25 protein-coding genes are annotated in these 26,005 nt (G+C 69.9%); 8 read left to right on the forward strand and 17 right to left on the reverse strand.

Annotated elements, in window-relative coordinates:
• The first annotated feature begins 1 nt into the window (after position 1).
• The 5 genes from EIP85_RS14120 (at position 2) to EIP85_RS14140 (ending at position 6,475) form a co-directional block, all read left to right on the forward strand.
• Entirely contained in the window at positions 2–847 is an 846-nt protein-coding gene (locus EIP85_RS14120; protein ID WP_127902841.1) for a carbohydrate ABC transporter permease, read from the forward strand.
• Positions 844–2,913 carry an alpha-galactosidase gene (locus EIP85_RS14125; RefSeq protein WP_127902843.1) on the forward strand — a complete coding sequence of 690 codons (2,070 nt, stop codon included), beginning with the start codon at positions 844–846 and terminating at the stop codon, positions 2,911–2,913. Before EIP85_RS14120 ends, EIP85_RS14125 begins: the two co-directional genes overlap by 4 nt.
• 85 nt (positions 2,914–2,998) lie before the next feature.
• A complete protein-coding gene (locus EIP85_RS14130; RefSeq protein WP_127902902.1) occupies positions 2,999–3,916 on the forward strand; it encodes a 2-dehydro-3-deoxygalactonokinase in 918 nt (305 codons plus the stop codon).
• The gene (locus EIP85_RS14135) at positions 3,913–4,524 is read left to right on the forward strand and encodes a 2-dehydro-3-deoxy-6-phosphogalactonate aldolase (protein WP_127902845.1); all 612 of its coding nucleotides are present in this window, start codon (positions 3,913–3,915) and stop codon (positions 4,522–4,524) included. The genes EIP85_RS14130 and EIP85_RS14135 overlap by 4 nt, the downstream gene beginning before the upstream one ends.
• Positions 4,525–4,552: 28 nt before the next feature.
• Positions 4,553–6,475 carry a beta-galactosidase gene (locus EIP85_RS14140; protein ID WP_127902847.1) on the forward strand — a complete coding sequence of 641 codons (1,923 nt, stop codon included), beginning with the start codon at positions 4,553–4,555 and terminating at the stop codon, positions 6,473–6,475.
• Positions 6,476–6,522: 47 nt separating this feature from the next.
• Here EIP85_RS14140 and EIP85_RS14145 read toward each other — a convergent pair whose 3' ends face one another.
• From EIP85_RS14145 to EIP85_RS14160, 4 genes are all read right to left on the reverse strand, one after another.
• Entirely contained in the window at positions 6,523–7,593 is a 1,071-nt protein-coding gene (locus EIP85_RS14145) for a 4-oxalomesaconate tautomerase (RefSeq protein WP_127902848.1), read from the reverse strand.
• A gap of 165 nt (positions 7,594–7,758) precedes the next feature.
• Positions 7,759–8,433, reverse strand: coding sequence for a 4-carboxy-4-hydroxy-2-oxoadipate aldolase/oxaloacetate decarboxylase (locus EIP85_RS14150; protein ID WP_127902850.1), 675 nt, complete (start codon positions 8,431–8,433; stop codon positions 7,759–7,761).
• A 29-nt stretch (positions 8,434–8,462) separates the two neighbouring features.
• Positions 8,463–9,425, reverse strand: a complete 963-nt coding sequence (locus tag EIP85_RS14155) for a VOC family protein (RefSeq protein ID WP_127902852.1) — start codon at positions 9,423–9,425, stop codon at positions 8,463–8,465.
• A 10-nt stretch (positions 9,426–9,435) separates the two neighbouring features.
• Positions 9,436–10,194 (reverse strand): PIG-L deacetylase family protein, encoded by a 759-nt coding sequence (locus tag EIP85_RS14160; protein ID WP_127902854.1) that lies wholly within the window; start codon positions 10,192–10,194, stop codon positions 9,436–9,438.
• A 168-nt stretch (positions 10,195–10,362) separates the two neighbouring features.
• Here EIP85_RS14160 and EIP85_RS14165 point away from each other — a divergent pair, with 168 nt between their 5' ends.
• Entirely contained in the window at positions 10,363–11,250 is an 888-nt protein-coding gene (locus EIP85_RS14165; RefSeq protein ID WP_127902855.1) for an NAD(P)-dependent oxidoreductase, read from the forward strand.
• Positions 11,247–12,416, forward strand: coding sequence for a LysR family transcriptional regulator (locus EIP85_RS14170; RefSeq protein ID WP_127902857.1), 1,170 nt, complete (start codon positions 11,247–11,249; stop codon positions 12,414–12,416). The genes EIP85_RS14165 and EIP85_RS14170 overlap by 4 nt, the downstream gene beginning before the upstream one ends.
• Before the next feature lie 35 nt (positions 12,417–12,451).
• Here the strand turns inward: EIP85_RS14170 and lpxB are convergent, their stop codons facing one another.
• The 13 genes from lpxB to pyrH all read right to left on the reverse strand — a co-directional run bounded on the left by lpxB (position 12,452) and on the right by pyrH (position 24,951).
• Positions 12,452–13,594 carry a lipid-A-disaccharide synthase gene (lpxB, locus tag EIP85_RS14175; RefSeq protein WP_127902859.1) on the reverse strand — a complete coding sequence of 381 codons (1,143 nt, stop codon included), beginning with the start codon at positions 13,592–13,594 and terminating at the stop codon, positions 12,452–12,454.
• A complete protein-coding gene (locus EIP85_RS14180; protein WP_127902861.1) occupies positions 13,591–14,433 on the reverse strand; it encodes an LpxI family protein in 843 nt (280 codons plus the stop codon). Before EIP85_RS14180 ends, lpxB begins: the two co-directional genes overlap by 4 nt.
• On the reverse strand, positions 14,430–15,227 hold the full coding sequence (gene lpxA / locus EIP85_RS14185) for an acyl-ACP--UDP-N-acetylglucosamine O-acyltransferase (protein ID WP_127902863.1): 798 nt from the start codon (positions 15,225–15,227) through the stop codon (positions 14,430–14,432). Before lpxA ends, EIP85_RS14180 begins: the two co-directional genes overlap by 4 nt.
• 1 nt (position 15,228) lies before the next feature.
• Positions 15,229–15,720, reverse strand: coding sequence for a 3-hydroxyacyl-ACP dehydratase FabZ (gene fabZ / locus EIP85_RS14190; RefSeq protein WP_127902864.1), 492 nt, complete (start codon positions 15,718–15,720; stop codon positions 15,229–15,231).
• 88 nt (positions 15,721–15,808) lie between these two features.
• On the reverse strand, positions 15,809–16,642 hold the full coding sequence (locus EIP85_RS14195) for an OmpH/Skp family outer membrane protein (RefSeq protein WP_127902865.1): 834 nt from the start codon (positions 16,640–16,642) through the stop codon (positions 15,809–15,811).
• Positions 16,642–18,990: an outer membrane protein assembly factor BamA gene (gene bamA, locus EIP85_RS14200; protein WP_241560025.1), complete on the reverse strand. Its 2,349-nt coding sequence runs from the start codon at positions 18,988–18,990 to the stop codon at positions 16,642–16,644. The genes EIP85_RS14195 and bamA overlap by 1 nt, the downstream gene beginning before the upstream one ends.
• A gap of 223 nt (positions 18,991–19,213) precedes the next feature.
• Positions 19,214–19,354: a hypothetical protein gene (locus EIP85_RS22815; RefSeq protein ID WP_164871739.1), complete on the reverse strand. Its 141-nt coding sequence runs from the start codon at positions 19,352–19,354 to the stop codon at positions 19,214–19,216.
• Between the two features lie 111 nt (positions 19,355–19,465).
• Entirely contained in the window at positions 19,466–20,806 is a 1,341-nt protein-coding gene (gene rseP, locus EIP85_RS14205) for an RIP metalloprotease RseP (RefSeq protein ID WP_127902867.1), read from the reverse strand.
• A 4-nt stretch (positions 20,807–20,810) separates the two neighbouring features.
• Positions 20,811–22,004 (reverse strand): 1-deoxy-D-xylulose-5-phosphate reductoisomerase, encoded by a 1,194-nt coding sequence (dxr, locus tag EIP85_RS14210; RefSeq protein ID WP_127902868.1) that lies wholly within the window; start codon positions 22,002–22,004, stop codon positions 20,811–20,813.
• Positions 22,005–22,007: 3 nt separating this feature from the next.
• Positions 22,008–22,793: a phosphatidate cytidylyltransferase gene (locus EIP85_RS14215; protein WP_127902869.1), complete on the reverse strand. Its 786-nt coding sequence runs from the start codon at positions 22,791–22,793 to the stop codon at positions 22,008–22,010.
• Positions 22,790–23,464, reverse strand: a complete 675-nt coding sequence (gene uppS, locus EIP85_RS14220; RefSeq protein ID WP_241560048.1) for a polyprenyl diphosphate synthase — start codon at positions 23,462–23,464, stop codon at positions 22,790–22,792. Before uppS ends, EIP85_RS14215 begins: the two co-directional genes overlap by 4 nt.
• Before the next feature lie 112 nt (positions 23,465–23,576).
• Positions 23,577–24,146, reverse strand: a complete 570-nt coding sequence (frr, locus tag EIP85_RS14225; protein ID WP_127902871.1) for a ribosome recycling factor — start codon at positions 24,144–24,146, stop codon at positions 23,577–23,579.
• Positions 24,147–24,213: 67 nt separating this feature from the next.
• Complete coding sequence (gene pyrH, locus EIP85_RS14230; protein WP_127902872.1) at positions 24,214–24,951, reverse strand: UMP kinase; 738 nt, start codon at positions 24,949–24,951, stop codon at positions 24,214–24,216.
• Positions 24,952–25,079: 128 nt separating this feature from the next.
• Between pyrH and miaA the strand changes: the two genes are divergently transcribed.
• Entirely contained in the window at positions 25,080–25,961 is an 882-nt protein-coding gene (gene miaA, locus EIP85_RS14235) for a tRNA (adenosine(37)-N6)-dimethylallyltransferase MiaA (RefSeq protein WP_241560027.1), read from the forward strand.
• Positions 25,962–26,005 lie beyond the last annotated feature (44 nt).

Raw genomic sequence — 26,005 nt, forward strand, 5'->3', positions numbered from 1 at the left:
CATGTTCCCCCGCCCCATCCAGCAAACCCGAGTCACCACCCAGATCGCCTACAGGATCGCGCTGCCCGTAGCGCTGATCATCTGGCTTCTGCCGCTTCTCGGCGTGGCGATGACCTCGCTGAAACCCGCCTCCGACCTTGCCAAGGGCAATTACTTCGGCTGGCCCTCGCACCTCGCCTTCGTCAACTACGCCGACGTGTTCCGCAACTCGCCGATCGCGCAATACATCCTGAACAGCTTCAAGGTGACGATCCCGACGGTGATCGGCGCGGTGGCGCTGTCCTGCATGACCGGCTTCGCGCTCGCGGTCTACCGCTTCCGGCTGAACCTGGTGATCTTCTTCATCTTCGTGGCGGGCAATTTCGTGCCCTTCCAGATCCTGATGGTGCCGGTGCGCGACCTCACGCTGCAGCTCGGCCTCTATAACACCATCACCGGGCTCGCGCTCTTCCACATCTCCTTCCAGACCGGCTTCTGCACCCTCTTCATGCGCAACTTCATCCGCGCGCTGCCCAGCGAGCTGATCGAGGCCGCGCGGGTCGAGGGCGTCAGCGAGGTCAAGATCTTCTGGTACATCGTGCTGCCCCTCATGCGCCCGGCCATCGCGGCGCTGAGCGTCCTGGTCTTCACCTTCATCTGGAACGACTATTTCTGGGCCACGGTGCTGACCAACGGCTCGTCAACCCAGCCGGTCACGGCGGGCCTTTATTCGCTGAACGGCCAATGGGTCGCGCAATGGCAGCTGGTCTCCGCCGGCTCCCTCGTCGCAGCCCTGCCGCCGGTCCTGATGTTCTTTGCCATGCAGCGCCACTTCATCGCCGGCCTGACGCTGGGAGCCGTGAAGTGACCAAGACCTGGCGCCTCGACGCCGGCCTCCAGACCCTCGTCCTCGCCAGTGCCGGGGGCCTGCCAGAGGCCGTCTACTGGGGCGCGCGCCTGCCCGCGGGCGAAGACCTCGCCACGCTGGCCACGCTCTCCCGGGGCGACGTGACCGGCGGCATGCTCGACACCAACGCGCCCCTGTCGCTGACGCCAGAGCCCCGCGCCGCCTTCCCCGGCCAGCCCGGCCTGTCGCTGGCCGAGGCCGACGGCACGCCGCTGGCCCCGCGCTTCACCTTCGAAGGCGTCGAGGCCACGCCCACCACGCTCCGCCTCACCTCCACCGCCGAGGGCCTGCGCCTGATCCACGAGATCGAGGCCCTCGCCTGCGGCCAGTTCGCGCTCACGACCCGGCTGGAGGCCTCCCGCCCCCTCCGCCTCGCCTGGCTCGCTGCCCCGGTCCTGCCGGGGCCGCAACAGGGCCGCGAGATCGTAGAGCCCTCGGGCCGCTGGATCGGAGAGTTCCAGCTCCACGCCACGCCCTGGTCGCCCGGCGCGCGCCTGCGCGACGCCCGCCAGGGCCGCTCGGGGCAGGAACACCCGCCCTACCTCCTGCTGCCCGCCGCGGGCGCGACCAATACGGCCGGCGAGGTCCACGCCCTCAGCTACGGCTGGTCCGGCGGCCACCGGATGGTGGCCGAGGAGCTTGCCGACGGCCGCCGCCAGATCCAGTTCGGCCACGCCTGGGGGGCAGAGACCGCCCCCGCCACGCGCTTCGAGACGGCCCCCCTCTACGCCGCCTATTCGGCCGAAGGCTTCAACGGCATCGCCGAGGCGAACCAGGCCCTGATCCGCGCCCTCGTCCGCTTCCCCGATCCCGACCGCCCGCGCCCGGTGCATTACAACTGCTGGGAGGCGGTCTATTTCAAACACGCCCTCGGGCCCCTCTCCGAGATCGCCACCCGCGCGGCGGCGATCGGGGCGGAGCGCTTCGTGCTCGACGACGGCTGGTTCGGTCGCCGCGACGACGACACCACCAGCCTCGGCGACTGGACGGTGGACCGGCGCAAATGGCCCGAGGGGCTGCACCCGCTGATCGCCCATGTCCACAGCCTCGGCATGACCTTCGGCCTCTGGGTCGAGCCCGAGATGGTGAACCCGGAAAGCGATCTCTTCCGCGCCCACCCCGACTGGGCGCTCGGCCCCGCCGACCAGACCCTCGGCCGCCACCAGATGGTGCTCGACCTCTCCCGCGCCGAGGTCCGCGACCATCTGTTCGAGGTACTCTCGGCCATCCTCGCCGAATACCAGATCGACTACCTGAAATGGGACCACAACCGCCTGCTGCCGGTGACCGAGGCCGCCCAGACCCGCGGCATCTACGCCCTGCTCGACCGGCTGCGCGAGGCCTTCCCGCAGGTGGAGATCGAAAGCTGCGCCTCCGGCGGTGGCCGGATCGACCCCGGCATCCTCGCCCGCACCCACCGCGTCTGGCTGTCGGACAGCAATGACGCCATCGAACGGCTCAGGATCCAGCATGACGCGGCGCTCTTCCTGCCGCCCGAGGTCACCGGCAGCCATGTCGGTCCGCGCCATTGCCACACCTCCGGCCGCGAGCTTCCGATGTCCTTTCGCGCCCGCGTGGCGGCCCAGCGGCACATGGGCTTCGAAATGGACCTGCGCGAGCTGACCGAGGACGAGGCCGCAACCCTCACCGCCGTCACCGCCTGGTGGAAGGCGGGCCGCGACTGGCGCCTGTCCGGCCGCATCCTGCGGCTCGACACCCCCGACCCGAGCGTGACGGCAGAGATCCAGATCGCCCGGGACGGCAGCCGCTTCAGCCTCTTCGCCGGCCATTTCGCGACCAGCGCGCAGATCCTGCCGCGCCCGCTCCGCCTGACCGGCCTCGACCCCGATGCCCGCTATCGGGTGACACTCCTGAACCCCGAGGACGCCTCCCCCCGCAGCCGCGGCGAGGTGGCGCTGAAACGGGGGCCGGTGGTGCTGTCCGGCCGGGCACTGATGCAGGCGGGGCTGACGCTCCCCTGCGCCGACCCCGCCACGCTCTGGGTGCTGGACGGCGAGCGGCTCTAGACCCTGCCAACCCCGGCTCAACGAACCCATAGAGGACAAGGTGACAGACGCAGCCCCCGCAACCGGCCCAGGAACCGAAAGCCCGATGTCCGCCCGGATCGAAGCAGAATGGATCGCCGTCGACTGGGGCACCACCAACCTGCGCGCCTGGGCGATGGGGGCTGGGGGAGAGACCCTCGCACTGGCCTCCTCAGACGAGGGCATGGGCCGGCTGAACCGCGCGGGCTATGAGCCCGCGCTGCTGCGGCTCATCCAGACCTGGCTCGCGCCCTCCCGCGCTACGCCCGTCGTGGTCTGCGGCATGGCCGGCAGCCGCCAGGGCTGGATCGAGGCGCCCTACCGGCCGGTGCCCTGCGCCCCGGTGGACGGCCAGGGCCTCACCCCCGTCCCCACCGCCGATCCGCGGCTCTCCGTCCATATCATCCCCGGCCTCTGCCAGCGCGACCCGGCCGATGTGATGCGCGGCGAGGAAACCCAGATCGCCGGCTTCATGGCCGAGACCCCGGGGTTCGAGGGCGTCCTCTGCCTCCCCGGCACCCATACCAAATGGGTCCGGCTGAAAGCGGGTCGCGTGACCGCCTTCCAGACCTTCCTGACCGGAGAGCTGTTCTCGCTCCTCTCCAGGCACTCGGTGCTCTCGCACCTGATGGCTGGCGAGGGCTGGGACCAGCAGGCGTTCGAAACCGCCCTCGACGCGGCGCTGGCCGCGCCCGAGCGCACCTCCGCCAGTCTCTTCTCACTGCGCGCCGAGGCGCTGCTGGAGGGTCTCGCACCCGCGGCCGCCCGCGCCCGCCTCTCCGCCACGCTGATCGGCGCCGAGCTGGCCGCGGCCCGGCCGTTCTGGCAGGATCAGGCCCTCGCCGTCGTCGGCGCCGCGGCGGTCGCCCGCGCCTATGCCTCGGCCCTCACCGGCCAGGGCCGGCCGGTCCTGACCACAAGCGGCGACAGCGCCGCGCTTGCCGGGCTCGCCATGGCCCGCGCCCTGATGAAAGAGACGACATGACCCGTTCCCTCATCGCGATCCTCCGCGGCATCCGGCCAGAGGAGGCCGTGGAGACCGGCGCCGCTCTGATCACGGCCGGGATCACCTCGATCGAGGTGCCGCTGAACTCGCCCGACCCGCTCGACAGCATCGCGCGGCTGGCCGAGGCCTTCGGCGACCGGGCCCAGATCGGCGCCGGCACCGTGCTGACGGCGGCGGCCGTGGCCGATGTCGCGGCGGCGGGCGGAAAGCTCATCGTCTCGCCCAACATGGACCCCGCCGTGATCGCCGAGACGAAGCGACATGGCATGGAAAGCTGGCCCGGCACCTTCACCCCCACCGAATGCTTCGCGGCGCTGGCCGCCGGCGCGGATGGGCTGAAGATCTTCCCCGCAAACCTCGTCGGCCCCGCCGGGCTGAAGGCGATCCGCGCCGTCCTTCCGCCCGAGACCCGCATCTACGCCGTCGGCGGCGCGGGGGCGGAGAATTTCGCCGACTGGTTCGCCGCAGGTGCGGACGGCTTCGGCATCGGCACCGCGCTCTACAAACCCGGCCAGTCCGCGGCAGAGACCGCCGCAAAGGCCGCCCGCATCACCGCCGCCTATGACGCCGCACGGCCCGCCGGCTGACCCCGCCACGGCCCCGAAAGGACCCCAGATGACCACCGCCTCCCCGCCCCTCACACGCGCCCTCGGTGTCTGCTACTACCCCGAACACTGGCCGCAGGAAATCTGGGCCGAGGATGCCGCCCGCATGGCCGAAGCCGGGATCACCTGGGTCCGCATCGGCGAATTCGCCTGGTCGCGGATCGAACCCGCCCCGGGCAGGTTCGACTGGGACTGGCTCGACACCGCGATCGAAACCCTCGGCGCCGCCGGGCTCAAGGTCGTGCTCGGCACACCCACCGCCACGCCGCCGCGCTGGCTCGCCACGAAACTGCCCGACATGTTCGCGGTCGATGCAGAGGGCCGCCCGCGCGGCTTCGGCTCGCGCCGGCATTACGACTTCAGCCACCGCGGCTTCCGCGCGGAATGCGCCCGTATCGTCACCGCGCTTGCCACCCGCTACGGCGCGAACCCCCATGTCGCCGCCTGGCAGACCGACAACGAATACGGCTGCCACGACACGATCCTCAGCTATTCCCCCGCGGCGCTCTCGGCCTTCCGCGACTGGCTGGCGCAGAAATACCAGAGCCCCGAGGCCCTCAACCGCGCCTGGGGCAATGTTTTCTGGTCGATGGACTATTCGGGCTTCGATGAGATCGGCCTGCCGAACCTCACCGTGACCGAGGCCAACCCCTCCCATGTGATGGACCTCCGCCGCTTCGCCTCGGACGAGGTCGTGTCCTTCAACCGCCTGCAGGTAGAGATCATCCGCAGGCATTCCGCGGCCCCCATCCTTCACAACTACATGGGCCGGGTGGTGGACTTCGACCATTTCAAGGTCGGCGCCGATCTCGACGCGGCAAGCTGGGACAGCTACCCGCTCGGCTTCCTGATCGGCCGGCTGGGGGCGTCCGAGGCCCACAAGGCCCGCTTCCTGCGCCAGGGCGACCCCGACAACCAGGCCTTTCACCACGACCTCTACCGCGCTGTCGGGCGCGGCCGCTGGTGGGTGATGGAACAGCAGCCCGGCCCGGTGAACTGGGCGCCCTGGAACGCCGACCCGCTGCCCGGCATGGCCCGCCTCTGGGCTTGGGAGGCCTTCGCCCACGGGGCGGAAACCGTCAGCTACTTCCGCTGGCGCCAGGCTCCCTTTGCGCAGGAACAGATGCATGCAGGCCTCCTGCGCCCCGACAGCGCCGCGGCACCCGCGCTGGCGGAAGCGACGCAGGTCGCCCGCGAACTTGCGCTGGAACCCGAGGCCGGCACCGCCGCCGCCCCCGTCGCCCTCGTCTTCGATTACGAGAGCGCCTGGGCCTGGAAGATCCAGCCCCAGGGCCAGGATTTCGACTATTTCGACCTGGTGACCAGCACCTACCGCGGCCTGCGCGCGCTCGGTCTGAACATCGACATCCTGCCGCCCGACACGGGCGACCTCTCGGCCTACCGGCTCGTCCTCGTCCCCGGCCTCGCCACGCTCTCGGCGCCCTTGACCGCGGCGCTCGCCCGCTTTCAGGGCCGCGCCATCCTCGGCCCGCGCACCAACGCCAAGACGGAGGATTTCGCCATCCCCGTGCCGCTTCCCCCTGCGCTCCCCGGGCTCGACTGCACCGTGGCGCGGGTCGAAAGCCTGCCGCCCGGCACCGAAATCCCGCTTTCGGGCGGCGGCGCGATCCAGCGCTGGCACGAGGTTCTGGAGGGCAGCGCCGAGGCGCGCCTGACCACCACCACCGGCGCCCCCGTCGCGATGACGGCGGGTCCCCTCACCTATCTCGGCGGCTGGCTGGACGAGACGGCGCTGAAAGACCTCCTGCGCGCCGCCTGCGCCGAAACCGGGGTCGAGACGACGGAGATGCCCGAGGGCCTGCGCCGCCGCGACACCTCGCGCCTCCGGATCCTGCTGAACTACAACCCCGAACCGGTGACCTTCGACGGCGTCACCATCCCGGCCGCGGGCGTCCATATCAGCCCGCTCTGACCCTCCCCCGCGCGCGCCTCATCCCCAAGGCACGCGCGGGGTCCCGATCAGCCGGCCGCATCCTCCGGCACCGGGAAGACCATCCCGTCGAAAAGCTTCCGCGCCGTGCGGAGCGTCCCGGCCGACAGCACCTCGCCCCCCGGCCCGATCTCCAGCAGTACTTCCGCCGCACCGCTCGGATGCTCGATGCGGTACCGCCCGTCCGCCGGACGAACCGCCAGCCCCGCCGCCGGGCTCCCTTCCAACAGGCAGGCGGTGGCGACAGAGACCGCGGCGAACACCCCGACGGAGGCATGGACACGGTGCGGAATGAAACTCCGTGTGCTGATCGCCCCTCCGGCCATCGGGGCGGAGACCAGCGTCATCTTCGGCACCGAGGCCTCGGTGACATCGCCAAGGTTCATCATCGGCCCCGCCTTCAGCCGGATCGCCTCGATCCGCGCCTTGAGATCGGCGTCCCCCTCCAGCGCCTCCCGGCTCTCCTGCCCGCTCAGCCCGAAGTCGGCGGCGCGCAGGATCACGCAGGGCATGCCGTTGTCGATCAGCGTCGCCTCCACGCCATCGATCACGTCGACCGCCCGGCCGGTCGGCAGAAGCGCCCCGCACATCGACCCCGCGATGCTGTCGAACATCAGGGGCACCGCCGCGTGATGCCCCGGCACCCCGTCGATCACCGTCGTGCCGCGGTAGCTGACCACGCCCCCCGGCGTCGCCACCCGCGCCACCGCGACCTCACCGGTGTTGACCATGTGGATCCTGACCGGCGTCTCCCCCTCCCGCGCCGGCACCAGTCCCCGCTCGATTGCCGCCGGCCCTACACCGGCAAGGATATTGCCGCAGCCCTGCCGGTCCGAAACCAGCGCCTGATCGACGAAGACCTGCAGGAAGAGGTAATCCACATCCGCATCCGCCCGCGCGGAGGCCGAGAGGACCGCGACCTTCGAGGTCAGCGGATCCGCCCCGCCGATCCCGTCGATCTGCCGCGGATCGGGCGAGCCCATGACGCGCAGCAGAAGCGCGTCACGCGCGGCCGGGTCGGCGGGCAGGTCCCCGGACAGGAAATACGCCCCCTTCGAGGTGCCCCCGCGCATCCAGAGACAGCGGATGCCCTCGCTCATCGGGCGGGCCTCCGGGGGCAGCCGCGCAGGGTCTCTGCCTCCGCGCCCCCGGGATATTTGCGGACAGAAGAAAGGGCGCGGGGTGTTGCGCGGGGCGCGGGGGGACCGTCCCGATTTACGGTGCTCTTACGGTGCGAAAGCGGTGCGGAAACGGTGGCACGGCAGTCAGACATATTTCAGCCCCTTCGCCGCCAGCGCCTCGCGCATCTGGTACATGTCGAGGCCGAGCTCTCCCGCCGCCAGCCGCGCGCGCTTGGCCGCCTCGTTCGCCAGCCGCGCCTCCGCCGCCGCCAGCACCTCCGCCGCCGCCGCGCGGGGGACGACGACGACCCCGTCGTCGTCGGCCACCACCACGTCGCCGGGGTTGACCGCCTGTCCGGCGCAGACCACCGGCACGTTGACCGAGCCGAGCGTCGCTTTGACGGTACCCTGCGCGCTGATCGCCTTGGACCAGACCGGAAAGCCCATCGCGGTCAGGTCCCGCACGTCGCGCACGCCCGCGTCGATCACCAGCCCGCGGCAGCCCCGCGCCATCGCCGAGGTCGCCAGCAGATCGCCAAAATAGCCGTTGTCGCAAGGGCTTGTGGGCGCGAGGACGAGGATGTCGCCCTCCCTGACCTGCTCGATCGCGACATGCAGCATCCAGTTGTCGCCCGGCGGGGCAGAGATCGTCACCGCCGATCCCGCGACCTGCGCGCCGGCCCAGATCGGCCGCATGTGCGAGGCCAGGCACCCGGTCCGGCCCTGCGCCTCATGCACCGTGGCGACCCCCGCCGCCGCGAGCCCCGCGATCACCTTCGGGTCGGCCCGCTCGATATCCTGCACCACGACAGCGCCCATCGCTTCTCTCCTTCCCGGCGTCCCGCCCTTCAGTCCTTCGTCACCGGCGGCGTGCCGTGGGTGTGGAAGGTCTCGATCGTCTTCAACCCCCAGGCCTGGCCCTTCTTCCGGTCCGCCTCCGTCCAGACCACCGGCTCCCAGTCCGGTGCGAGGATCAGCCGCGCCCCGGCATTGGCCAGCTCCACCCGGTTGCCCGCCGGTTCCCAGACATAGAGGAAGAACGAGCCCTGGATGGCGTGCTTGTGCGGCCCGGTTTCGATATGAACGCCGTTTTCCAGCATGATGTCAGCCGCGCGCAGGATGTCCTCGCGGGTGTCGGTCGCATAGGTCACATGGTGCAGACGGCCGGTACCGCCGCCGCGCTCCTCCGAGCAGACCAGATCGTAGGTCTTGTTGTTGCAGCTGAACCAGACCCCGCCGATGCGGCCGTTGTCGAGCTGGATGTATTCGGTGACCCGGGAACCCAGCGTCAGCGCCGCCCAGTCGCGGAAGGCCGCGGCGTCCTCGCCCAGCAGGTTCACATGGTCGATCCGCCGCGGACAGGCCCCCTGGGCGTGGAATTTGGAGGCGAGATTCTTCAGCGCCGAAGCATCGCCCGGCGGCGGGCGGTTGGTGTCCCAGTAGATTTCGAAGACATGGCCGAAGGGATCCTCCCAGCGATAGGCACGGCCATGGCCGGCATCGCCCTCGACCCAGCCGATCTTCCTGTAGGGGCTGGCCTCGATCACCTCGACACGACGCTCCAGCGCCTCCGGCGAGGCCGCCCGGTAGGCGACATGGCCGACGCCGGTGGTGTGGTGCCGTGTCAGCTTCAGCGAGTGGAATTCGTAATCGTCCCAGGCCCTGAGATAGGCCGATGCCCCGTCCTGACCGGACAGCTTCAGCCCGTAGACGCGGGTGAAGAAATCCAGGCTTTCCTCGAACCGGTCGGTATAGACCTCGACATGGGCCAGATGGGCAATCTCGAAGCTCGGGTTCGTCGGTGCGGTCATCTCTGCCCCCTCACAATTCGTCCACCGTGCGCGGGAAGACGCTCTGGAACCCTTCGGCATATTTCGCCGCGCGCCCCCCGGCCTGCCCGCCGGAGTTGCGGCGGAAGTGATTGCCGCGGTTCTCCGCAACATTGGTATAATAGTCCCAGAGATGCTCCTGCCCCTCCATGCATTCGATGGCGGCGCGCTTCTTGCCCCAGACCGGCGTGATGTCGAGGAAGACATCCGGCTTCCAGCCCATCTGCTCGGTCTGGTGCGGCTCGAACAGGTAGAGCTGCGGCGCGCCGAGCACCTTCTCGCCCGGGTTATGGCCCCAGGCCTGAGCGATCATCCGGCATTCCAGCGCCACCTGCGTCGCGTACATGTGGTCGGTGTTGTAGGGATCGTAGGACGAATGGCTGAGCATGAAGGACGGCTGCACCCGCCGGATCACCTCGACCAGCCTGTACTTGTCGTCATCGCTCAGCCGCAGCGGGTAGTCGCCGAGATCGAGGCAGACCAGCTCGTGAACGCCAAGCGCCTCGGCCGCCCGCTCCGCCTCCGCGCGCCGCGCGGCCTTGACCTTCTCCAGCGTCATCCCCGGCTGCTTCCAGAGCTTGGCGCTTTCCCCGCGCTCGCCGAAGGAGAGGCAGACCACCGTCACCTGGTAGCCCATCTCGGCATGAAGCGCGATCGCGCCGCCGCAGCGCCAGACGAAATCGGCGGCATGGGCGCTGATCACCAGCGCCGTCTTGGGGGCCGGCTTCGGCGCGGTCGGGGCGGCGGGCATCGGGTTCTCCTTCCTCGGTCTCACCCCCTTGTCGGCCAAAATGCAGGCGAGGCCCAATCAGAAGCTCATCCCCTGCCATAACCTCACGCTATAGCGCATGGACGGGCGGGGGACGATCTGCCACCCTGCAGCCGCGTCGAACGAGGGCCAGGGACAGGGGAGAACACCGTGAGCGAGACAGCCGAAACCGCCCGGATCGCCTTCATCGGCTTCGGCGAGGCCGGGCGCGCCTTCGCAGGCGGCCTCGCCCTCGGCGGCACCGGGCGGGCCACGGCTTATGACCTGAAATCGCGCGACCCAGCGACGGCCGCTGCCATGGCAGCCTGCCAGGCCGAGGCCGGCGTCGCGGGCCATGACAGCCCGGCCGGGGCGCTTTCCGGCGCGACGGCCGTCTTCTGCCTCGTCACCGCGGACCAGGCCCTTGCGGCGGCAGAGGCGGCGGCGCCCCACCTTCCCCCCGGCGCTTTCTGGTTCGACGGAAATTCCTGCGCCCCCGGCACCAAGCGCGCGGCGGCGGACCTCGTGGCGCGCCACGGCGGGCGCTACGTCGACATGGCGATCATGGCGCCGGTCCACCCCCGCCGGCATCTGACGCCGGTCCTTCTCGCCGGCCCCGATGCCGAACCCGCCGCGCGCTTCCTCACCGCCCTCGGCATGGCCCCGAAGATCGCGGGGCCCACGGTGGGCGAGGCCTCCGCCATCAAGATGATCCGCTCCGTCATGGTGAAGGGGGTCGAGGCGCTGACCGCCGAGTGCCTCCTCGCCGCCCGCCGCGCCGGGGTGGAGGAGGCCGTGCTCGCCTCGCTCCAGGCCTCCGACCCGGGCAGCGACTGGGCGAAGCGCGCGGCCTACAACCTGGAACGCATGATGGTCCACGGCACCCGCCGCGCCGCCGAGATGCGCGAAGTCGCCGCCACCCTGCGCGAACTCGGCCTGCCCGACCGCATGGCCAGCGCCACGGTGGACTGGCAGGCGGAGATCGGCGCGCTGGGGCTGAGCGGCGGGCCGGAGGATGCGGCAGACCGCGCCGACCGCATCCTAGACGCCCGGAAATGAAAGAGAACCTCCGCCACCTGCGCGTATTCCTCGCGGTCGCGGATCTCGGTTCGATCACCCGGGCGGCGGAGGCCTGCAACGTCACCCAGCCCGCCGTGACCCAGGCGACGGCAAAGCTGGAACGCGCTGCGGGCACGGCGCTCTTCCGCAGGTCCACGCAGGGTGTCTTTCCCACCCCGGCGGGCGAGGCCCTGGTCATCCGCGCGCGGCGCGCCTTCGCGCTGCTCGACCCGGCGCTCTCGGATCTTGCACCCCGGCTGCGCCTGACCGCCACCACCGCCCAGCTCCAGGCGCTGATCGCCATGCGCGAGGCGGAGAATTTCACCCTCGCCGCCCGCCGCCTCGGCCGCGCCCAGCCCACTGTCCATCGCGCCATCACCCAGCTGGAGCAGGAAGCCGCCCGCCCGCTTTTCGAGCGCACATCCTACGGCATGGTCGCGACCCGGCCCGCCCAGGCCCTCGCCCAGGCCGCCCGCCTCGCCTTCGTCGAACTCGACCAGGCCGAGGCCGACCTTGCCGAGGCCACGGGCCGCGAGGCCGGCGGCCTGACCATCGGCGCCATGCCTCTGTCGCGCAGCCACGTCCTGCCCCGCGCCATCGCGCGCTTCCGCGAGGCCCGCCCGCGCCTGCCGCTCAGGGTGCTCGACGGGCCCTATGCCGATCTCCTCGCCGGGCTCCGGCGGGGCGAGATCGACTTCCTGATCGGCGCCCTGCGCGACCCCGCCCCGATTGCCGACGTGGTGCAGGAGGTGCTCTTTCTCGACGACCTCGCGCTGGTCGCCCGCCACGGTCATCCCCTCCTCTCCGGCCGGCCAATCACGGTCGAGGCGCTCTCCGGCTTTCCTTGGGTGGTGGCCCCCTCCGGCACCCCGACGCGGCAGCATTTCGACGCGATGTTCGCGGCCGCCAACGTGCCCCGCCCCATAAGCATCGTGGAGTCAGGCTCGATGATCCTGATGCGAGAGCTTTTGCGCCTCAGCGACCACCTCGGCTGCATCTCCCGCCGTCAGGTCGCCCCGGAGCTGGCACAGGGCACGTTCGCGCTGCTGCCCCGCGGCGTCGACGGCACCGAGCGCCCAATAGGGCTGACCTTTCGCGAGGGCTGGGCGCCGACCCGGGCGCAGGCGGATTTTCTGAACGCGCTGCGGGACGTGACCGCGGATTGAGCCGGTCCCGCCCGGCGGGTCCGGGCCCGGAAACCTCAGCCTAGGTGCGCCAGCACAGAGCGCGCAGCCCGCAGCCCGGGCGCCTCGCCTCCGGCGCCAAGTGCCACCATGCAATCCGCCATCGCCGCGACCTGTGCCGCGCGCTCCGGCCCGTCCGCCAGCATCCGCACCACCGCCGGGGCGATCCGCTCCGGCCGGCAGGCCTTGCCGAGGAACTCCGGCACCGCCCGCGTCCCGGTGACGAGGTTCACCAGCGTCACCGTGTCGAGCTTCAACATCCGCCCGATGATCGCCCGGCTGAGCGGATTGAAATCATAGGCCACGACCATCGGCACCCGGTTCGCCGCCAGCTCCAGCGAGACAGTGCCCGAGGCCGCAAGCGCCGCATCCGCCGCGGCGAAGGCCGCGCGCTTCTCCGCCGCGCCTTCGACCACCACGGGCCGGCCGGGCCAGGTCGCCGTCATCTCGCGCACCAGCCCCGCCACATGCGGCACCGTCGGCACCACCACGCGCAGCTCGGGCCGCGCCGCGACCACCCGTTCCAGCGCCGCACCGAAGCGGGGGCCGAGGCGGCCCACCTCGCCCTTGCGCGAGCCCGGCAGCACCATCAGAAGCGGCGCGGAACCTATGCCAGAGGCCTCGCGAAACGCCTCTGCCGCCGCCCGGTCGGCCAGCGGCTCGGCGACCACCGGATGGCCGACAAAGTCGCAGGTCATCCCCGCGGCTTCCATGTAGGGCGGCTCGAACGGCAGAAGCGCCAGCACATGGTCGACGACCTTCGCCATCTTCGCCGCCCGCCCCGGCCGCCAGGCCCAGACCGAGGGCGCGACGTAATGGATCACCCGCTGGTCCGGCCGCGCCTCCCGCACGATCCGCGCCACCCGCAGGCAAAAATCCGGACTGTCGATGGTAATGAGCGCGGCGGGGGAGAGCCGCAGCACCTCCGCCGCCGTCTGCGCGATCCGGCGTTTCAGGGCGCGGTATTTCGGCAGGATCTCGGCCAGCCCCATGACCGAAAGCTCCTCCATCGGGAAAAGGCTTTCCAGCCCCTCGGCCTGCATGGCCGGCCCGCCGACCCCGGCGAACTCCACCGCCGGTTCCAGCGCCTTAAGCCCGGCCATCAGCGCGGCGCCCAGCCGGTCACCCGACGGCTCGCCCGCAATCAGGAACAGCTTCATGGCTCCCGCGCCCAGAGGAACAGGCCCAGCTCATCCGCCCGCGCCACCATCGCCGCGCGGTCGAGCATGAGCACCCCCCCGGCCTCGAAGACCAGCCCGCCAAGCCCCGCCTCTGCCGCCAGCTCCACCGTCCGCAGCCCCATCGCCGGCAGGTCCACCCGCCGGTCCTGCCCCGGCTTCGGCGCCTTGTAGAGAAGCCCGCGGCCCTTCGCCGGATCCGGCCGCCGCGCGGGCTCCATCGCCGCCACGGCGCCAAGCATCGCGTCGGTCCCCGGCAGCGCCTCCACGGCAAGGCAGAGGCCCTGCGCCACGACCACGCCCTGCCCGATGTCGAGCGGGCCCGTCAGGGCCAGGATCTCCGCAGCGCGCGCGGCATCTGACAGGTCCACCTTGCCTGGCTCCACGGCACCGAGAATTCCCGCCCCCGGCACCAGCTCGGGCGCGATCTCGCCCACACCGGAGACCGGCAGCCCGGCCTCCTCGAAAATCGCGATCACCTCGCGCAGCAGGCTGTCGTCGCCCCGCGTCAGCGCCGGCAGGATCCGCGGCACCAGCGCGGCGGTGTCGGGATCGAACAGCGCCGGGTCGAGCCGCGGCCGATGCACGGCACCGGCGAAGACCACGCGCGAGACGTCGCGCGCCGCCAGCTCGCGCAGAAGCGGCACAAGCCGTTCCACCCGGAATTCGATATCCGCGGCCACGCCCTCGACCGGAAAGCCCTGCATCGCGGCGACCAGCGGCACCTTCCCGGCCCGCTCCAGCGCCGCGGCCAGAAGCCCGGGCAGCACCCCCGTGCCCGCGATCAGCGCGACTGGACCCTGCGCCTCCGCCCCGCTCATCGCGGCGTCAGGAAGGAGCGGTCCGAGCCGCCGAGGATGAAATCGGTGACCGTGCGGACATAGTCGCTGTCGGTCTCCTCGGCGAGGCGGCGGGCGCGGTCGGCAAAGGCCCCCTCGCCCTGCGCCAGCATCTGGTAGGCGGCCCGAAGCGCCGTGATGTCCGAGCGCTCGACGCCGCGCCGCTTCAGCCCAACAAGGTTCAGCCCGTCCAGCTCGCCCCGCGGCGCCTGCACCAGGCCGTATGGGATCACGTCATTGGTCACCATTGTGACGGCGCCGATGATCGCGCCCTGGCCGATGCGGACATATTGGTGGATGCCCGAGAGCCCGCCGATGATCACGTCGTCGCCGATCACGCAATGGCCGGCGATCGCCACCTGGTTGGCCAGCACCACCCGGTCGCCGATCCAGCTGTCGTGGCCGACATGGGAGCCGGTCATGAAAAGCCCGTCGTCGCCGACGCGGGTCACGCCGCCGCCGCCTTCGGTGCCAGTGTTCATCGTCGCGCCCTCGCGGATGCGGTTGCGCTTGCCGATGATCAGGCGCGTACGTTCGCCCTTGAATTTCAGGTCCTGCGGCACCTCGCCGACGCAGGCGAAGGGCCAGATCACCGTGCCCTCGCCGATCTCGGTCCAGCCGGTGACGACGGCATGGGATTTCAGCTCGACCCCAGGACCCAGCACGACCTCCGGCCCGACCACCGAGAACGGCCCGATGATACAGCCCTCGCCCACCTCCGCACCGGCCTCGATGACGGCGGAGGGATGGACCTGGGCCGAACCGGCGATGCCCATCTCAGCCCCTCAGGTCGATCATCGCGGTGAATTCCGCCTCCGCCGCCAGCTCGCCCTCGACAAGGGCCCGGCCGTGGAACTTCCAGATCTTGCCACCGCCGCGCTTCACCGTGACATGCAGCTCAAGCACGTCGCCCGGCACCACCTTGCGGCGGAACTTGCAGCCGTCGATATTCATGAAATAGACCAGCGGGTTCCGGTCGACGAGGTCCAGCGTCAGGCTGACCAGCACCGCCGAGGTCTGCGCCATCGCCTCGACGATGGTCACGCCCGGCATGATCGGCACGCCGGGGAAATGGCCCTGGAAATGCGGTTCGTTGAAGGTGACGTTCTTGATGCCCACGGCGGATTTCGAGGGCAGGATGTCGCGGACCTTGTCGACCAGCAGGAAGGGATAGCGGTGCGGGATGCAACGCTGGATCAGCGCCAGGTCGGCGTGCAACGGGGCCACCGACTGGCCGTCCTCCACTTCGATTGCGGGGGTCTCGGTCATCCGTCTCTCCTTCGGACCAGGGCAACAGTCTGCTACCGCGCCTGACTAGCAACTCGCCCACCGCGAGGCAAGGCGGAGCCGCCGGCGCCTAGTTGCCCGTCGCGGGCGCTGCGGGGGCGGTCCCAGGCGCCGCGTCGGGCGGTGGCTTGGAGGGCGCCGCACCCGACCCGGCCGCACCCGGCGCTGCGGGGGCCGCAGGCTTGGGTGCGTTCAGCGCCGGCGCGTTGGTGCCGGGCGCCGTGCCCTCGGGTGTGTTCTTGTCCAGCGCAGCGCCATCGCCGATCTTGGCATTGATCCGGGCGATGGCGCGGTCTGTCACGTCGATGCCGCTGAACGACAGGAAGATGGCCTGCCGGTTCAGGATCGCCACGGCCCCATCCTCGCGGATCAGGTTGGCCAGGATCGGCAGCACCAGCTGCAGGAACTTCTTCCGCTCCGCCTCGCGCCGGGTGCCGAGCGCCTTGTTCTTGTCGTCCTGCTCCTTGCGGATGCGCTGGACCTTGGCGTCGAAGGCATCGGCGAGCTTGCGGAACGCGTCGGGCGCCATCTTCGGGCGCTCCTCGGTCAGCTGCTTCTCCTCGGTCTTGAGCGCATCCTCGATCTTGCGGTTCTGAGACGCGAGCGCGCGGGCCTGCGCCTCCAGGTCGCGTTCCACCCGCTTGCCATAGTCGGAATCGGTGAACAGGCGATCGGGGTCGATCGTCAGAACCGGGCTCGGAATGGTCACGCCGCCATTGCCGCCGCCCAGGGCCTTGCCGGCCTCGGGTTTCAGCGCCGGCGCCGCACCGTTTGCCGTATTCGCCGCCGGCTGCCCCTGCCCCTGCGCGGGCTGCCCGGCTGCCGTCTGCCCGGCCGCCGGCATGACCCCGAGGGCCAGCGCCAGCGCCGCCAGTCCGGCCCGGGCTGCCCCCGGCGCGCGCATCAGAACTGCGTCGCCAGGGTCAGGTCGAAGTTCTGCGTCTTGTCATAGGGCATCTTCTTGATCGCCCGGCTGAAGTCGAAGCGCAGCGGCCCGATCGGGGTGGACCAGAACAGCGAGAGGCCAACGGTGGACCGCAGGTGGAAACTGTCGTCGACCGTGCCCCCGGTGCCCGCGGTGTTCTTCAGCCCCCAGACGGAGCCGGTATCCACGAACACCCCGCCAGAGACGCCGTAGTCATCCGGCAGCCCCACCGGGAACCGCGCCTCGAACCGCGCCACGGCGTAGAAATTACCGCCGAGCGCATTGTTGCCCCCCGCCGTCGTGTCGCGCGGGCCAAGGCCATTCGGCTCGAAGCCGATGATCTTGTTGTTCAGGAAGTAGCGGTCGAGCACGTTGCTGTCCTGCCCGTGCAGCATCGAAAGCACGCCGCCCTCCAGCTCCGCCTTCAGCGTCACCGCCTCATGCGCCACCTTGGTTTCGGCCGAGACCAGCGCCGAGGAGGCGATGTATTTCTCGGTCCCGCCGAAGCCGGCAAGGTCCTGGCTCAGCTTGAAACGGAAGACCGATTTCGGGTTCAGCCCGTCGCGGTTCGAATCGTAGCTGTAGGTGTAGCCGAAGGCGCTGACCGTGCCGGCCTTGCTCTCGGACTGGATGATGGCAGATGTGTCGCTGTCGATATTGTGCAGGACGCGCCGCTCGGCATCGTAGCGCAGCTGCAGCCGGCCCCGGGCGCTGATCGGGAAGGTCAGGCTCGGGCTGAAGCTGAGAATGCGGGTGTCGTAGGTCGTGTAGCTGTGCGTCGCTGTGACGTAGCCGCCGTTGATCCCCAGATCGAGGTTGCGACCAAACAGCGCCGGCTCGTCGAAGCTGATCGAGGAGTTGCGGTCGCTCGAGGTGGTGTTGATCGACACCCCCACGTGCTGGCCGCGGCCAAGGAAGTTGGCCTCGTTGAACGACAGCGCCACCCCGAAGCCCGTGCTCACCCCGTAAGTGCCGCCGATGGAAAGCGAGCCAGTCGGCTGCTCCACCACGTTGACGTTGACAATCGCCTCGTCGGGCGCAGAGCCCTGCTTGGTGGTGACCTGCACGCTCTTGAAATAGCCGAGCGCCTTGATCCGGTTCTCCGCCGCTTTCAGCTCGCGCGGGTTCAGCGGGTCGCCCTCGCTCTGGTGGAACTGCTGGCGGATCACGCGGTCGAGCGTGGTCGAGTTGCCCTCGATGTCGATCCGCTGGATGAACATCTTCGGACCCCGGTCGATGACGAAATCGACGTTGACGGCGAGGTTGCGGTCATCGCGCGTGATCTTCGGGGTGATGCGGATGAAGTTCAGCCCCTGCCGGGCGGCGAGGTTCTGCATCCGCAGCGCCGTCGCATCGATCGCGTTGGGCGAATAGGTCTCGCCCTTGCTGATGCGGATCTGGCTCTGGAAGGCCTTCAGGTCGATCCCCTTCAGCGCGGTGGAGGCGGTCGCCTTTTCGAAGTGATACTTCTGCCCTTCCTGGATCATGAAAGTCAGGAAGAAGCCGTTGCGCTGCCGGTCGAGCTGGGCGCTCGCGTTCAGGATCCGAAAGTCGATGTAGCCGCGCGAGTGGTAGAACTCGGTCAGCGCCTTCCTGTCCTGCTCCAGCCGGTTCTCGGAGAAGGTGTTGTTGGTGAACAGGAAGTGCAGCAGCCCCGCCTGCTTGGTTGACAGCACCTGGCGCAGACGGTGGGTGGAGAAGGCATGGTTGCCGATGATCGTCAGACGCTGCACCTCGACGGTCTGGCCCTCGTCGATCTTGAAGACGAGGTCGACCCGGTTCTGGCTGCGCGGAATGATCTGCGGCGTCACCTCGGCGGCGAAGCGCTTGGTCTGGCGATAGGCCTCGGTGATCGCGGCGGCATCGGCCTCGGCCTGGGCCGGGGAATAGACGCGGCGCGACTGCGACTTGATGATCTTGGCGAGCTGGTCGCTCTTGATCCGCTTATTGCCCTCGAAATTGATCACGTTGATCGTCGGGAATTCCTTCACCGCGATCACCAGGGTGGACCCTTCGGGCGTCAGCGTCACGGTCTGGAACAGCCCGGAATCGGAGATCCGCTGGTAGGCCGCGTTCAGGTCCGCGTCGCTGATCGTCTTGTTGAGCGGAATCGCGGCATAGGTCTTGACCGAGGAGGCATCGATCCGCTGCAGCCCCGCGACCTTGATGCGACTGAAGCTGTAATCCGCCGCCCGCGCCGCCGGGGCCTGCAGCACCCAGAGCATTGAAACGGCAAGAATTGCCAGAATTTTCAGGATGTTGGACGCCATCATCCGGTCCACGCCCCGGCCGCGCGCGCCTGCCCGGGCCCCGCCTTCGTCCTGCATCTGTCCCTACCGCTCGTTAAGGAAATCCGGTCGATCCTTGCTAGCGGGAATGGGGGGGGATGTCAAAAGGCACGGGGAAGGAAAAGATGGCGTGGGATCGCGGGCCGACGGTGCGCAATCGGTGCGCACCCTGCCCCGGAAGACAGCGCCAGCGCCCGCCTCCCCGAAAACGCAAAAGGGCGGCCGAAGCCGCCCGGATCGTCATGCTGTACGCCGGCTGCCGTCAGAGGCCGACGATCGCCTGGCCGAGGAACGCACCGGCAAGAAGCCCGACCACCACGGTGCCGAGCGCGAAAAGCCGGTCCCAGTTCAGCCAGACGAGAAGCGAAAGCCCCTCATAGCCCTGCTGCATCACCGCTTGCATGATCGCCCTCCTGAGCATTCACCCCGGAATCCGGGATCATTCGGGAGATAGGCGCCGAATATGGCCGGAATGCGGCAATCTCATGGTGCCTTTTGGGGCGCCCGCCTGCCCTCAGGGGCAGAAGACGTCGTTCGACAGCGCAAAGGCCATCAGCGCCAGGATGGCAAACAGCCCGCCGCCCATCAGCAGCCGCAGCGCCCGGTCGCTCGGCGGCCGCCCCGCCACAGCCTCCCAGGCGTGGAACACCAGGTGCCCACCATCGAGCACCGGCACCGGGAAAAGGTTCAGCAGACCCACCGCGGTCGACAGCATGGCGATGAAGCTCAGGAAGGTCAGCGCCCCCTGGCTCGCCGCCGCGCCCGAGGTCTCGGCGATCCCCAGCGGCCCGTGCAGGTTGCAGGCGCTGATCGCCCCCGTCACCATGTGCCAGAGGCCCGAAAGGCTGGTGAAGATCACGTAGCGGGTCTGCGACACCGCCATCCCAAGCGCCTCGAACGGACCCGGCAGGCGGGTGTCAGGGCTGAAGAAAAGCCCCCCCGACACCCCGATCAGCCAGCGCGTCTGGAAGGCGCCGCCGGTGGTCGGCAGGTCGCTCCGGCGCGGCTTCAGCGTGACGGACAGCGTCTTGCCATCGCGCCAGACGGTCAGCTTCAACGGCGCACCGCCGCCGTTCACCACGTCCTTGCGCAACTCCTCGAAGGTCGAGATCGGCTTGCCATCCACCGCGGTGAAGACGTCGCCCGCCTTGATCCCCGCCGCATAGGCCGCCGATTGCGGCGCCACCGCTTCGGCCCGCGCTGGCATCGGGTTCGGGCCCGTCACCGTCATCTCCTGCCCGTCGCGGCGGATCTTGTAGCTGACCGAGGGCTCGGACACGAGCGAGCCCGCCGTGCTATAGAAGCTCTCGGTATTCGGCGTGGCCTTGCCATCGATGGCAAGGATCTGGTCGCCGGGCCTGAGCGCGTCGGCGGTTGCGGCCGGCGCGGGCTTCAGCTTTCCGACCGTGACGGGCGCGGTCGGCACCCCCTGAGCATAGGCCAGGATGACCAGCAGGAAGATCGAGAAGATCAGGTTGAACGCCGGCCCCGCCACCACGGTTGCCGCCCGCGCCCAGAGCGGCGCCCCATGCATCGAATGGCGCCTCTGATCCTCGCTCAGCCCCTCCATCGCGTGCTCGTCGCGGCCCGAGGCCGCGTCGCTGTCGCCGAGAAAACGCACGTAACCCCCGAAGGGCAGTGCCGAGACCTGCCAGCGTGTGCCCCGCCGGTCGATCCGCGAGAACAGCACCGGCCCGAAGCCCAGAGAGAACACCTCGGCATGGATGCCCGACCAGCGGCCGACGATGTAATGGCCGTATTCGTGCACCGCGACGATGATCGAAAGCGCCACGACGAACGCTGCCGCCGTGTAAACCATGCCGCCGAAGCTCGGCACCTGGCTGATCACATCCACTCGCTCATCCTCGCATCTGCCGCCTGTTCCGCCGGGCGATGATCTCGCCCGCGCGCCGCCGCGCCAACCCGTCCGTTTCGAGAACATCCTCGAGGCTCAAAGCGGCAGCCCCAAGGCGCATTTCGCCCGAAAGACGGGCAAGCGTATCCTCGACGGTACCGGCCATGTCCAGAAACCCGATGTCGCGGGCCAGGAAATGGTCCAGCGCCACCTCCTTTGCCGCATTGAAGGCGGCGCCGGCAAGCCCGCCGTGCGTCATAACCTCGCGAGCCAGGCGAAGCGCCGGGAAGCGCGTCTCGTCCGGCGCGGCGAAATCGAGCCGCCCGATGGCCGCGAGATCGAGCCGCGCCACCGGCAGCGCCTCGCGCGCGGGCCAGTTCAGCGCATAGCCGATCGCGTGACGCATGTCGGGGGGGCCGAGATGCGCCATCAGCCCGCCATCAGCGAACCCCACCAGCGCGTGAACCAGGGATTGCGGATGCACCAGCACCTCGATCCGCTCCGGCGCGACCCCGAAGAATTCCTTGGTTTCAATAAGTTCCAGCGCCTTGTTGAACATCGACGCCGAATCGACCGAGATCCGCTGCCCCATCGACCAGTTGGGATGGGCCACCGCCTCTTCCGGCGTCGCCTGCGCCAGCCGGTCCAGGCTCCAGTCCCTGAACGGCCCGCCGGACGCGGTGATGATCACCCGCTCCACGGCCGCGATCTCCTCGCCCACCAGCGCCTGGAACACGGCCGAATGCTCGCTGTCGACCGGCAGGATCCGCGCGCCGTGCCGCTCCGCCTCCGCCAGCAGCAGGGGCCCGGCGGCCACGAGGCTCTCCTTGTTGGCCAGGGCCAGCGTTCCGCCGCTGCGCAGCGCCCGGAACCCGGGCGCAAGACCCGCCGCACCGACGATGCCGGACATGACCCAGTCCGCCGGCCGTTCCGCCGCTTCCAGCAGCGCCGCGGGCCCGGCGGCCGCCTCGGTGCCGCTGCCCGCCAGCTCCTCGCGCAGCGCGCCCAGCAGCTCCGGCTCGGCGATCACGGCCAGCTTCGCGCCCAGCGCACGCGCCTGCTCCGCCAGAACGGCGACATTGCGCCCGCCGGTCAGCGCGACCAGCTCATAGGCCTCCCGCCCGCCCTGGCGCTCTAGCAAATCCACGGTATTGCGGCCGATCGAGCCGGTGGCGCCGAAAATCGAAATGCGCCGCATCGGTCAGATCCTCACCACCGGAACGTGGACGAAGAACGAGACCAGCAGCATCATCAACGCCGCGCCCAGAAGCCCGTCGAACCGGTCCAGCAGCCCGCCATGGCCCGGGATCAATTGCGAGGAATCCTTCACGCCCGCCCGCCGCTTGATTGCGCTCTCCGCGATGTCGCCCATCTGAGAGGCGAAGGCCACCGCGGCACTGATCCATATAAGGTCGTAACCCGCCGTGGTGAAGGAGATGAACAGCGCGCCGATCAGCGCAGCCCCGATCCAGCCGGCAATGGTGCCCGCCCAGGTCTTCTTCGGGCTGACCCGGGGCCAGAACTTCGGCCCGCCGATCAGCCGGCCGGCGAAATAGCCGCCGATGTCGGTGGCGATGACCACGAAGATCAGCCAGAACAGCCAGGTCCCACCGTAGTCCTGGCGGAAGTCGATCAGCCCGTCGGCGGCAAGCAGAACCGCCAGGCCGTAGACCAGCGTCACCTCCCGCGACTGCCGCGCCAGCGCCGCCGTCCCAAGGGCCGCGACAACGAGAAGCAGGATCTCGATCCCTCCGCCGGTGAACCGCGCCGCGATCATCACCGCCGCGCCCAGCGCGAAGGCGCCATAGGCCCGCAGGCCCGCGCCCTCCATCGTGGCGAGTTCCCACAGCATCAGCCCGGCGGCGATCGTGGCAAGCCCGGTGAACCAGACGCCCCCCAGCCGCACCGCCGCCACGCCCACAAGCGCAAGAAGCAGGCCCGAGATCAGCCGAGGCCGCAGATCGGCCCACTTGCCGCTGGCGCTCATGCGCTCACCGCCCCGAACCGGCGATCGCGCACCGCCACCCTGTCGAGGATGGAGGCAAGCTCCTCCGGCGTGAAGTCCGGCCACAGGGTCTGGGTGAATTCATATTCCGCATAGGCCGCCTGCCACAGCAGGAAGTTCGACACGCGCGTCTCCCCCGAGGTGCGGATCACAAGGTCGGGATCCGGGATATCGGCGGTGTCGAGCGCGCGGGAAAGCTCGTCGGCGTTCACCTCGTCGGGCGAAAGCCGCCCCTCGGCCACCTTCCGCGCCAGGGCCTGCGCCGCGCGGGCCAACTCGTCGCGCCCGCCGTAATTGATCGCCACGGTGAAGTTGAGCCGCGTATTGGCCATCGTCCGGGCCTCGATACCAGCCATCAGCGCCTGCAGCCGCGGCTCAAGCCGCGTGCGGTCGCCGATGAAGCGCATCCGCACCCCCTCGGCCGACAGCCGGCCGGCCTCGCGCTCGATATAGCGGGCGAAGATCTTCATCAGGCCGAGGACTTCCTCGGTCGACCGCTTCCAGTTCTCGGTGGAGAAGGCATAGACGGTCAGCCAGCGCACGCCCAGGTCCGGGCAGGCGCGCACGATCTGGCGCACCCGCTCCGCGCCGCGGCGGTGGCCGACAAGGCGCGGCCAGCCGCGCTGCGTGGCCCAGCGCCCGTTGCCATCCATGATGATGGCCACGTGCTCGGCGCTCCTGCGGGACGGCAATGTCCCGGTCTCGTCCCTGGCGGCCACTGCCCTGCCCCTTGCGCAACACTCCGGGCCCGAAGGCCCTGCCGGTCTAGACCTGCATGATCTCTTGCTGCTTCGATTCCAGCGCCTCGTCGACCCGGCCGATGCTCTTGTCGGTCAGCGCCTGCACCTCGTCGTGCCACAGCTTGTTGTCGTCCTCGCCCATCCCGGCGGCCTTCGCCTTCTTGAGCTGCTCCATCCCGTCGCGGCGCACGTTGCGGATCGCGACGCGGGCCTGCTCGGCATATTGCGCGGCGACCTTGGAAAGCTCGCGCCGGCGCTCCTCATTCAGCTCCGGGATCGGCAGGCGGATGATGGTGCCATCGACCACGGGGTTGATGCCAAGGCCCGAGTCGCGGATCGCCCGCTCCACCTTCTGCACCATGGACTTGTCCCAGATGTTCACCGTGACCATGCGCGGCTCGGGCACGTTGACGGTGCCGAGCTGGTTGATCGGGGTCATCTGGCCATAGGCTTCCACCTGCACCGGGTCGAGCATCGAGGCAGAGCCCCGGCCCGTCCGCAGCGAAGCGAATTCATGGCGCAGAGCGGCCAGCGCCCCGTCCATCCGGCGTTCCAGATCGTCGAGATCAATCTCGGTGGCGTCGTTGTCCGACATCCTTCCTCCTCGAAATTCGGCGGCCGCGCACGGCCCTCATGGCGATGCGCGGGTGCCGCTGTATACCTCAGCCATGCACGCGGGTATAGGTGCCCTGACCCGCGAGGATCCCCCGGAACCCGCCCGGCTCGTCCAGCGAGAACACGATGATCGGCAGCCGGTTGTCCCGCGCCAGCGCGATCGCCGAGGCATCCATCACGCCGAGATGCTTCTGCAGCACCTCGTCATAGCTCACCGTGTCGTAGCGCTTGGCGTCCGAGAACTTCTTCGGGTCCTTGTCGTAGACCCCGTCCACCTTGGTGCCCTTGAAGATCGCCTCGCAGCCCATCTCGTTGGCGCGCAGTGTTGCCGCGGTGTCGGTGGTGAAATAGGGGTTGCCGGTGCCCGCCGCGAAGACGACGACGCGTCCCTTCTCCAGGTGGCGGATCGCGCGGCGGCGGATATAGGGCTCGCAGACCTGGTCCATCGGAATGGCCGAGACGACGCGGGTGAAGACGCCCAAGGCCTCCAGGCTCGCCTGCATCGCAAGCGCGTTCATCACCGTCGCCAGCATCCCCATGTAGTCGGCCGTCGCCCGCTCCATCCCCTGCGCCGCGCCCTGCAGCCCGCGGAAGATGTTGCCGCCGCCGATCACCATGCAGATCTCGACGCCCATGTCGTTGACCGACTTCACCTCTTCGGCGATGCGCTTCACGGTCGGCGGGTGCAGGCCGTAGCCCTGGTCGCCCATCAGCGCCTCGCCCGAAATCTTGAGAAGAACCCGTTTGTATGTCACGGCCGGTGGATGCTCTGCTGCCTCGTTCATGCGCTCTATCCCCCGGGCTATGCCTCTGCTTGACTGCGGCGCAAAATGTCGGAAAACGCCGGCAGGTTCAACGCCAAAGCGCCGTCCGGCGGCCCCGCCCCGGGCCGCCCCGCCGCCGGAGGAACGCCGTGCCCTTGCCAGACGCCCTGAGGCCGCCGCCTGACCGCCCTGTGCTGATCGCCGGGCCCACGGCCTCGGGCAAATCCGCCCTGGCGCTGGAGATCGCGGAAACGGACGGCGGCGTCATCGTCAATGCCGATGCGCTGCAGGTCTATTCCTGCTGGCGCCTTCTGACCGCCCGCCCCTCGGCGGAGGAGGAAGCCCGCGCCGCGCACCGCCTCTACGGCCATGTCGCGCGCGAGACGGCCTATTCCGTCGGCCACTGGCTGCGCGAGGTGGCGGCCCTGCTCGACCAGGGCCCGCGCCCGATCATCGTGGGCGGCACCGGGCTCTACTTCACGGCGCTGACGACGGGCCTGGCCGAGATCCCGCCGACCCCGGCCGCGATCCGGGAAGAGGCCGACGCGCGCCGCGCCGCAGGTGGGATCGATGCGCTCCTGGCCGAGCTCGACGCCGAGACGGCCGCGAAGATCGACACGCTCAACCCCGCCCGCATCCAGCGCGCCTGGGAAGTGCTGCGCGCCACCGGCCGCGGCCTCGCCGCCTGGCAGGCGGAGACCGGGCCGCCGCTCCTCCCCCTCGACCGTGCCGCCGCCGTGGTGCTGGAGGCGCCGCCCGACTGGCTCGGCCCCCGCATCGACCGCCGCTTCGACGCGATGATGGAGGCCGGCGCGCTCGACGAGGTCGCCGCAGAGCTGCCGCACTGGGATCCGGCCCGCCCCTCGGCCCGGGCCATCGGCGCGGCAGAGCTGGTCGCGCACCTCAAGGGCGAGTTGACGCGCGCGGAAGCCGTCGCCGCTGCCAAGATCGCCACCCGCCAGTATGCCAAACGCCAGCGGACCTGGTTCCGCAATCGGATGCGGGCCTGGCCGCGGGTCACGCTGGCCTGAGTTTCGCCACGCGCCGCCACGATCGCGCCACGCCCCGCGCGCCC

The sequence above is a fragment of the Solirhodobacter olei genome, from assembly GCF_004010155.1.
GTDB lineage: Bacteria > Pseudomonadota > Alphaproteobacteria > Rhodobacterales > Rhodobacteraceae > Solirhodobacter > Solirhodobacter olei.

Excerpts from the sequence above, each read along its gene's own strand:
- EIP85_RS14195 (WP_127902865.1), bottom strand. The coding sequence starts at position 16,642 with ATGCGCGCGCCGGGGGCAGCCCGGGCCGGACTGGCGGCGCTGGCGCTG.
- EIP85_RS14215 (WP_127902869.1), bottom strand. The coding sequence starts at position 22,793 with ATGAGCGCCAGCGGCAAGTGGGCCGATCTGCGGCCTCGGCTGATCTCG.
- EIP85_RS14160 (WP_127902854.1), bottom strand. The coding sequence starts at position 10,194 with ATGCCCGCCGCCCCGACCGCGCCGAAGCCGGCCCCCAAGACGGCGCTG.
- EIP85_RS14145 (WP_127902848.1), bottom strand. The coding sequence starts at position 7,593 with ATGAGCGAGGGCATCCGCTGTCTCTGGATGCGCGGGGGCACCTCGAAG.
- dxr (WP_127902868.1), bottom strand. The coding sequence starts at position 22,004 with ATGCGGCGCATTTCGATTTTCGGCGCCACCGGCTCGATCGGCCGCAAT.
- EIP85_RS14155 (WP_127902852.1), bottom strand. The coding sequence starts at position 9,425 with ATGACCGCACCGACGAACCCGAGCTTCGAGATTGCCCATCTGGCCCAT.
- EIP85_RS14130 (WP_127902902.1), top strand. The coding sequence starts at position 2,999 with ATGTCCGCCCGGATCGAAGCAGAATGGATCGCCGTCGACTGGGGCACC.
- lpxA (WP_127902863.1), bottom strand. The coding sequence starts at position 15,227 with ATGGGCATCGCCGGTTCGGCCCAGGTCCATCCCTCCGCCGTCATCGAG.
- uppS (WP_241560048.1), bottom strand. The coding sequence starts at position 23,464 with ATGGATGGCAACGGGCGCTGGGCCACGCAGCGCGGCTGGCCGCGCCTT.
- EIP85_RS14140 (WP_127902847.1), top strand. The coding sequence starts at position 4,553 with ATGACCACCGCCTCCCCGCCCCTCACACGCGCCCTCGGTGTCTGCTAC.
- EIP85_RS14180 (WP_127902861.1), bottom strand. The coding sequence starts at position 14,433 with ATGAGCGGGGCGGAGGCGCAGGGTCCAGTCGCGCTGATCGCGGGCACG.
- frr (WP_127902871.1), bottom strand. The coding sequence starts at position 24,146 with ATGTCGGACAACGACGCCACCGAGATTGATCTCGACGATCTGGAACGC.
- EIP85_RS14135 (WP_127902845.1), top strand. The coding sequence starts at position 3,913 with ATGACCCGTTCCCTCATCGCGATCCTCCGCGGCATCCGGCCAGAGGAG.
- EIP85_RS14150 (WP_127902850.1), bottom strand. The coding sequence starts at position 8,433 with ATGGGCGCTGTCGTGGTGCAGGATATCGAGCGGGCCGACCCGAAGGTG.
- fabZ (WP_127902864.1), bottom strand. The coding sequence starts at position 15,720 with ATGACCGAGACCCCCGCAATCGAAGTGGAGGACGGCCAGTCGGTGGCC.
- pyrH (WP_127902872.1), bottom strand. The coding sequence starts at position 24,951 with ATGAACGAGGCAGCAGAGCATCCACCGGCCGTGACATACAAACGGGTT.
- EIP85_RS14170 (WP_127902857.1), top strand. The coding sequence starts at position 11,247 with ATGAAAGAGAACCTCCGCCACCTGCGCGTATTCCTCGCGGTCGCGGAT.
- EIP85_RS14120 (WP_127902841.1), top strand. The coding sequence starts at position 2 with ATGTTCCCCCGCCCCATCCAGCAAACCCGAGTCACCACCCAGATCGCC.
- lpxB (WP_127902859.1), bottom strand. The coding sequence starts at position 13,594 with ATGAAGCTGTTCCTGATTGCGGGCGAGCCGTCGGGTGACCGGCTGGGC.
- bamA (WP_241560025.1), bottom strand. The coding sequence starts at position 18,990 with ATGCAGGACGAAGGCGGGGCCCGGGCAGGCGCGCGCGGCCGGGGCGTG.
- EIP85_RS22815 (WP_164871739.1), bottom strand. The coding sequence starts at position 19,354 with ATGCAAGCGGTGATGCAGCAGGGCTATGAGGGGCTTTCGCTTCTCGTC.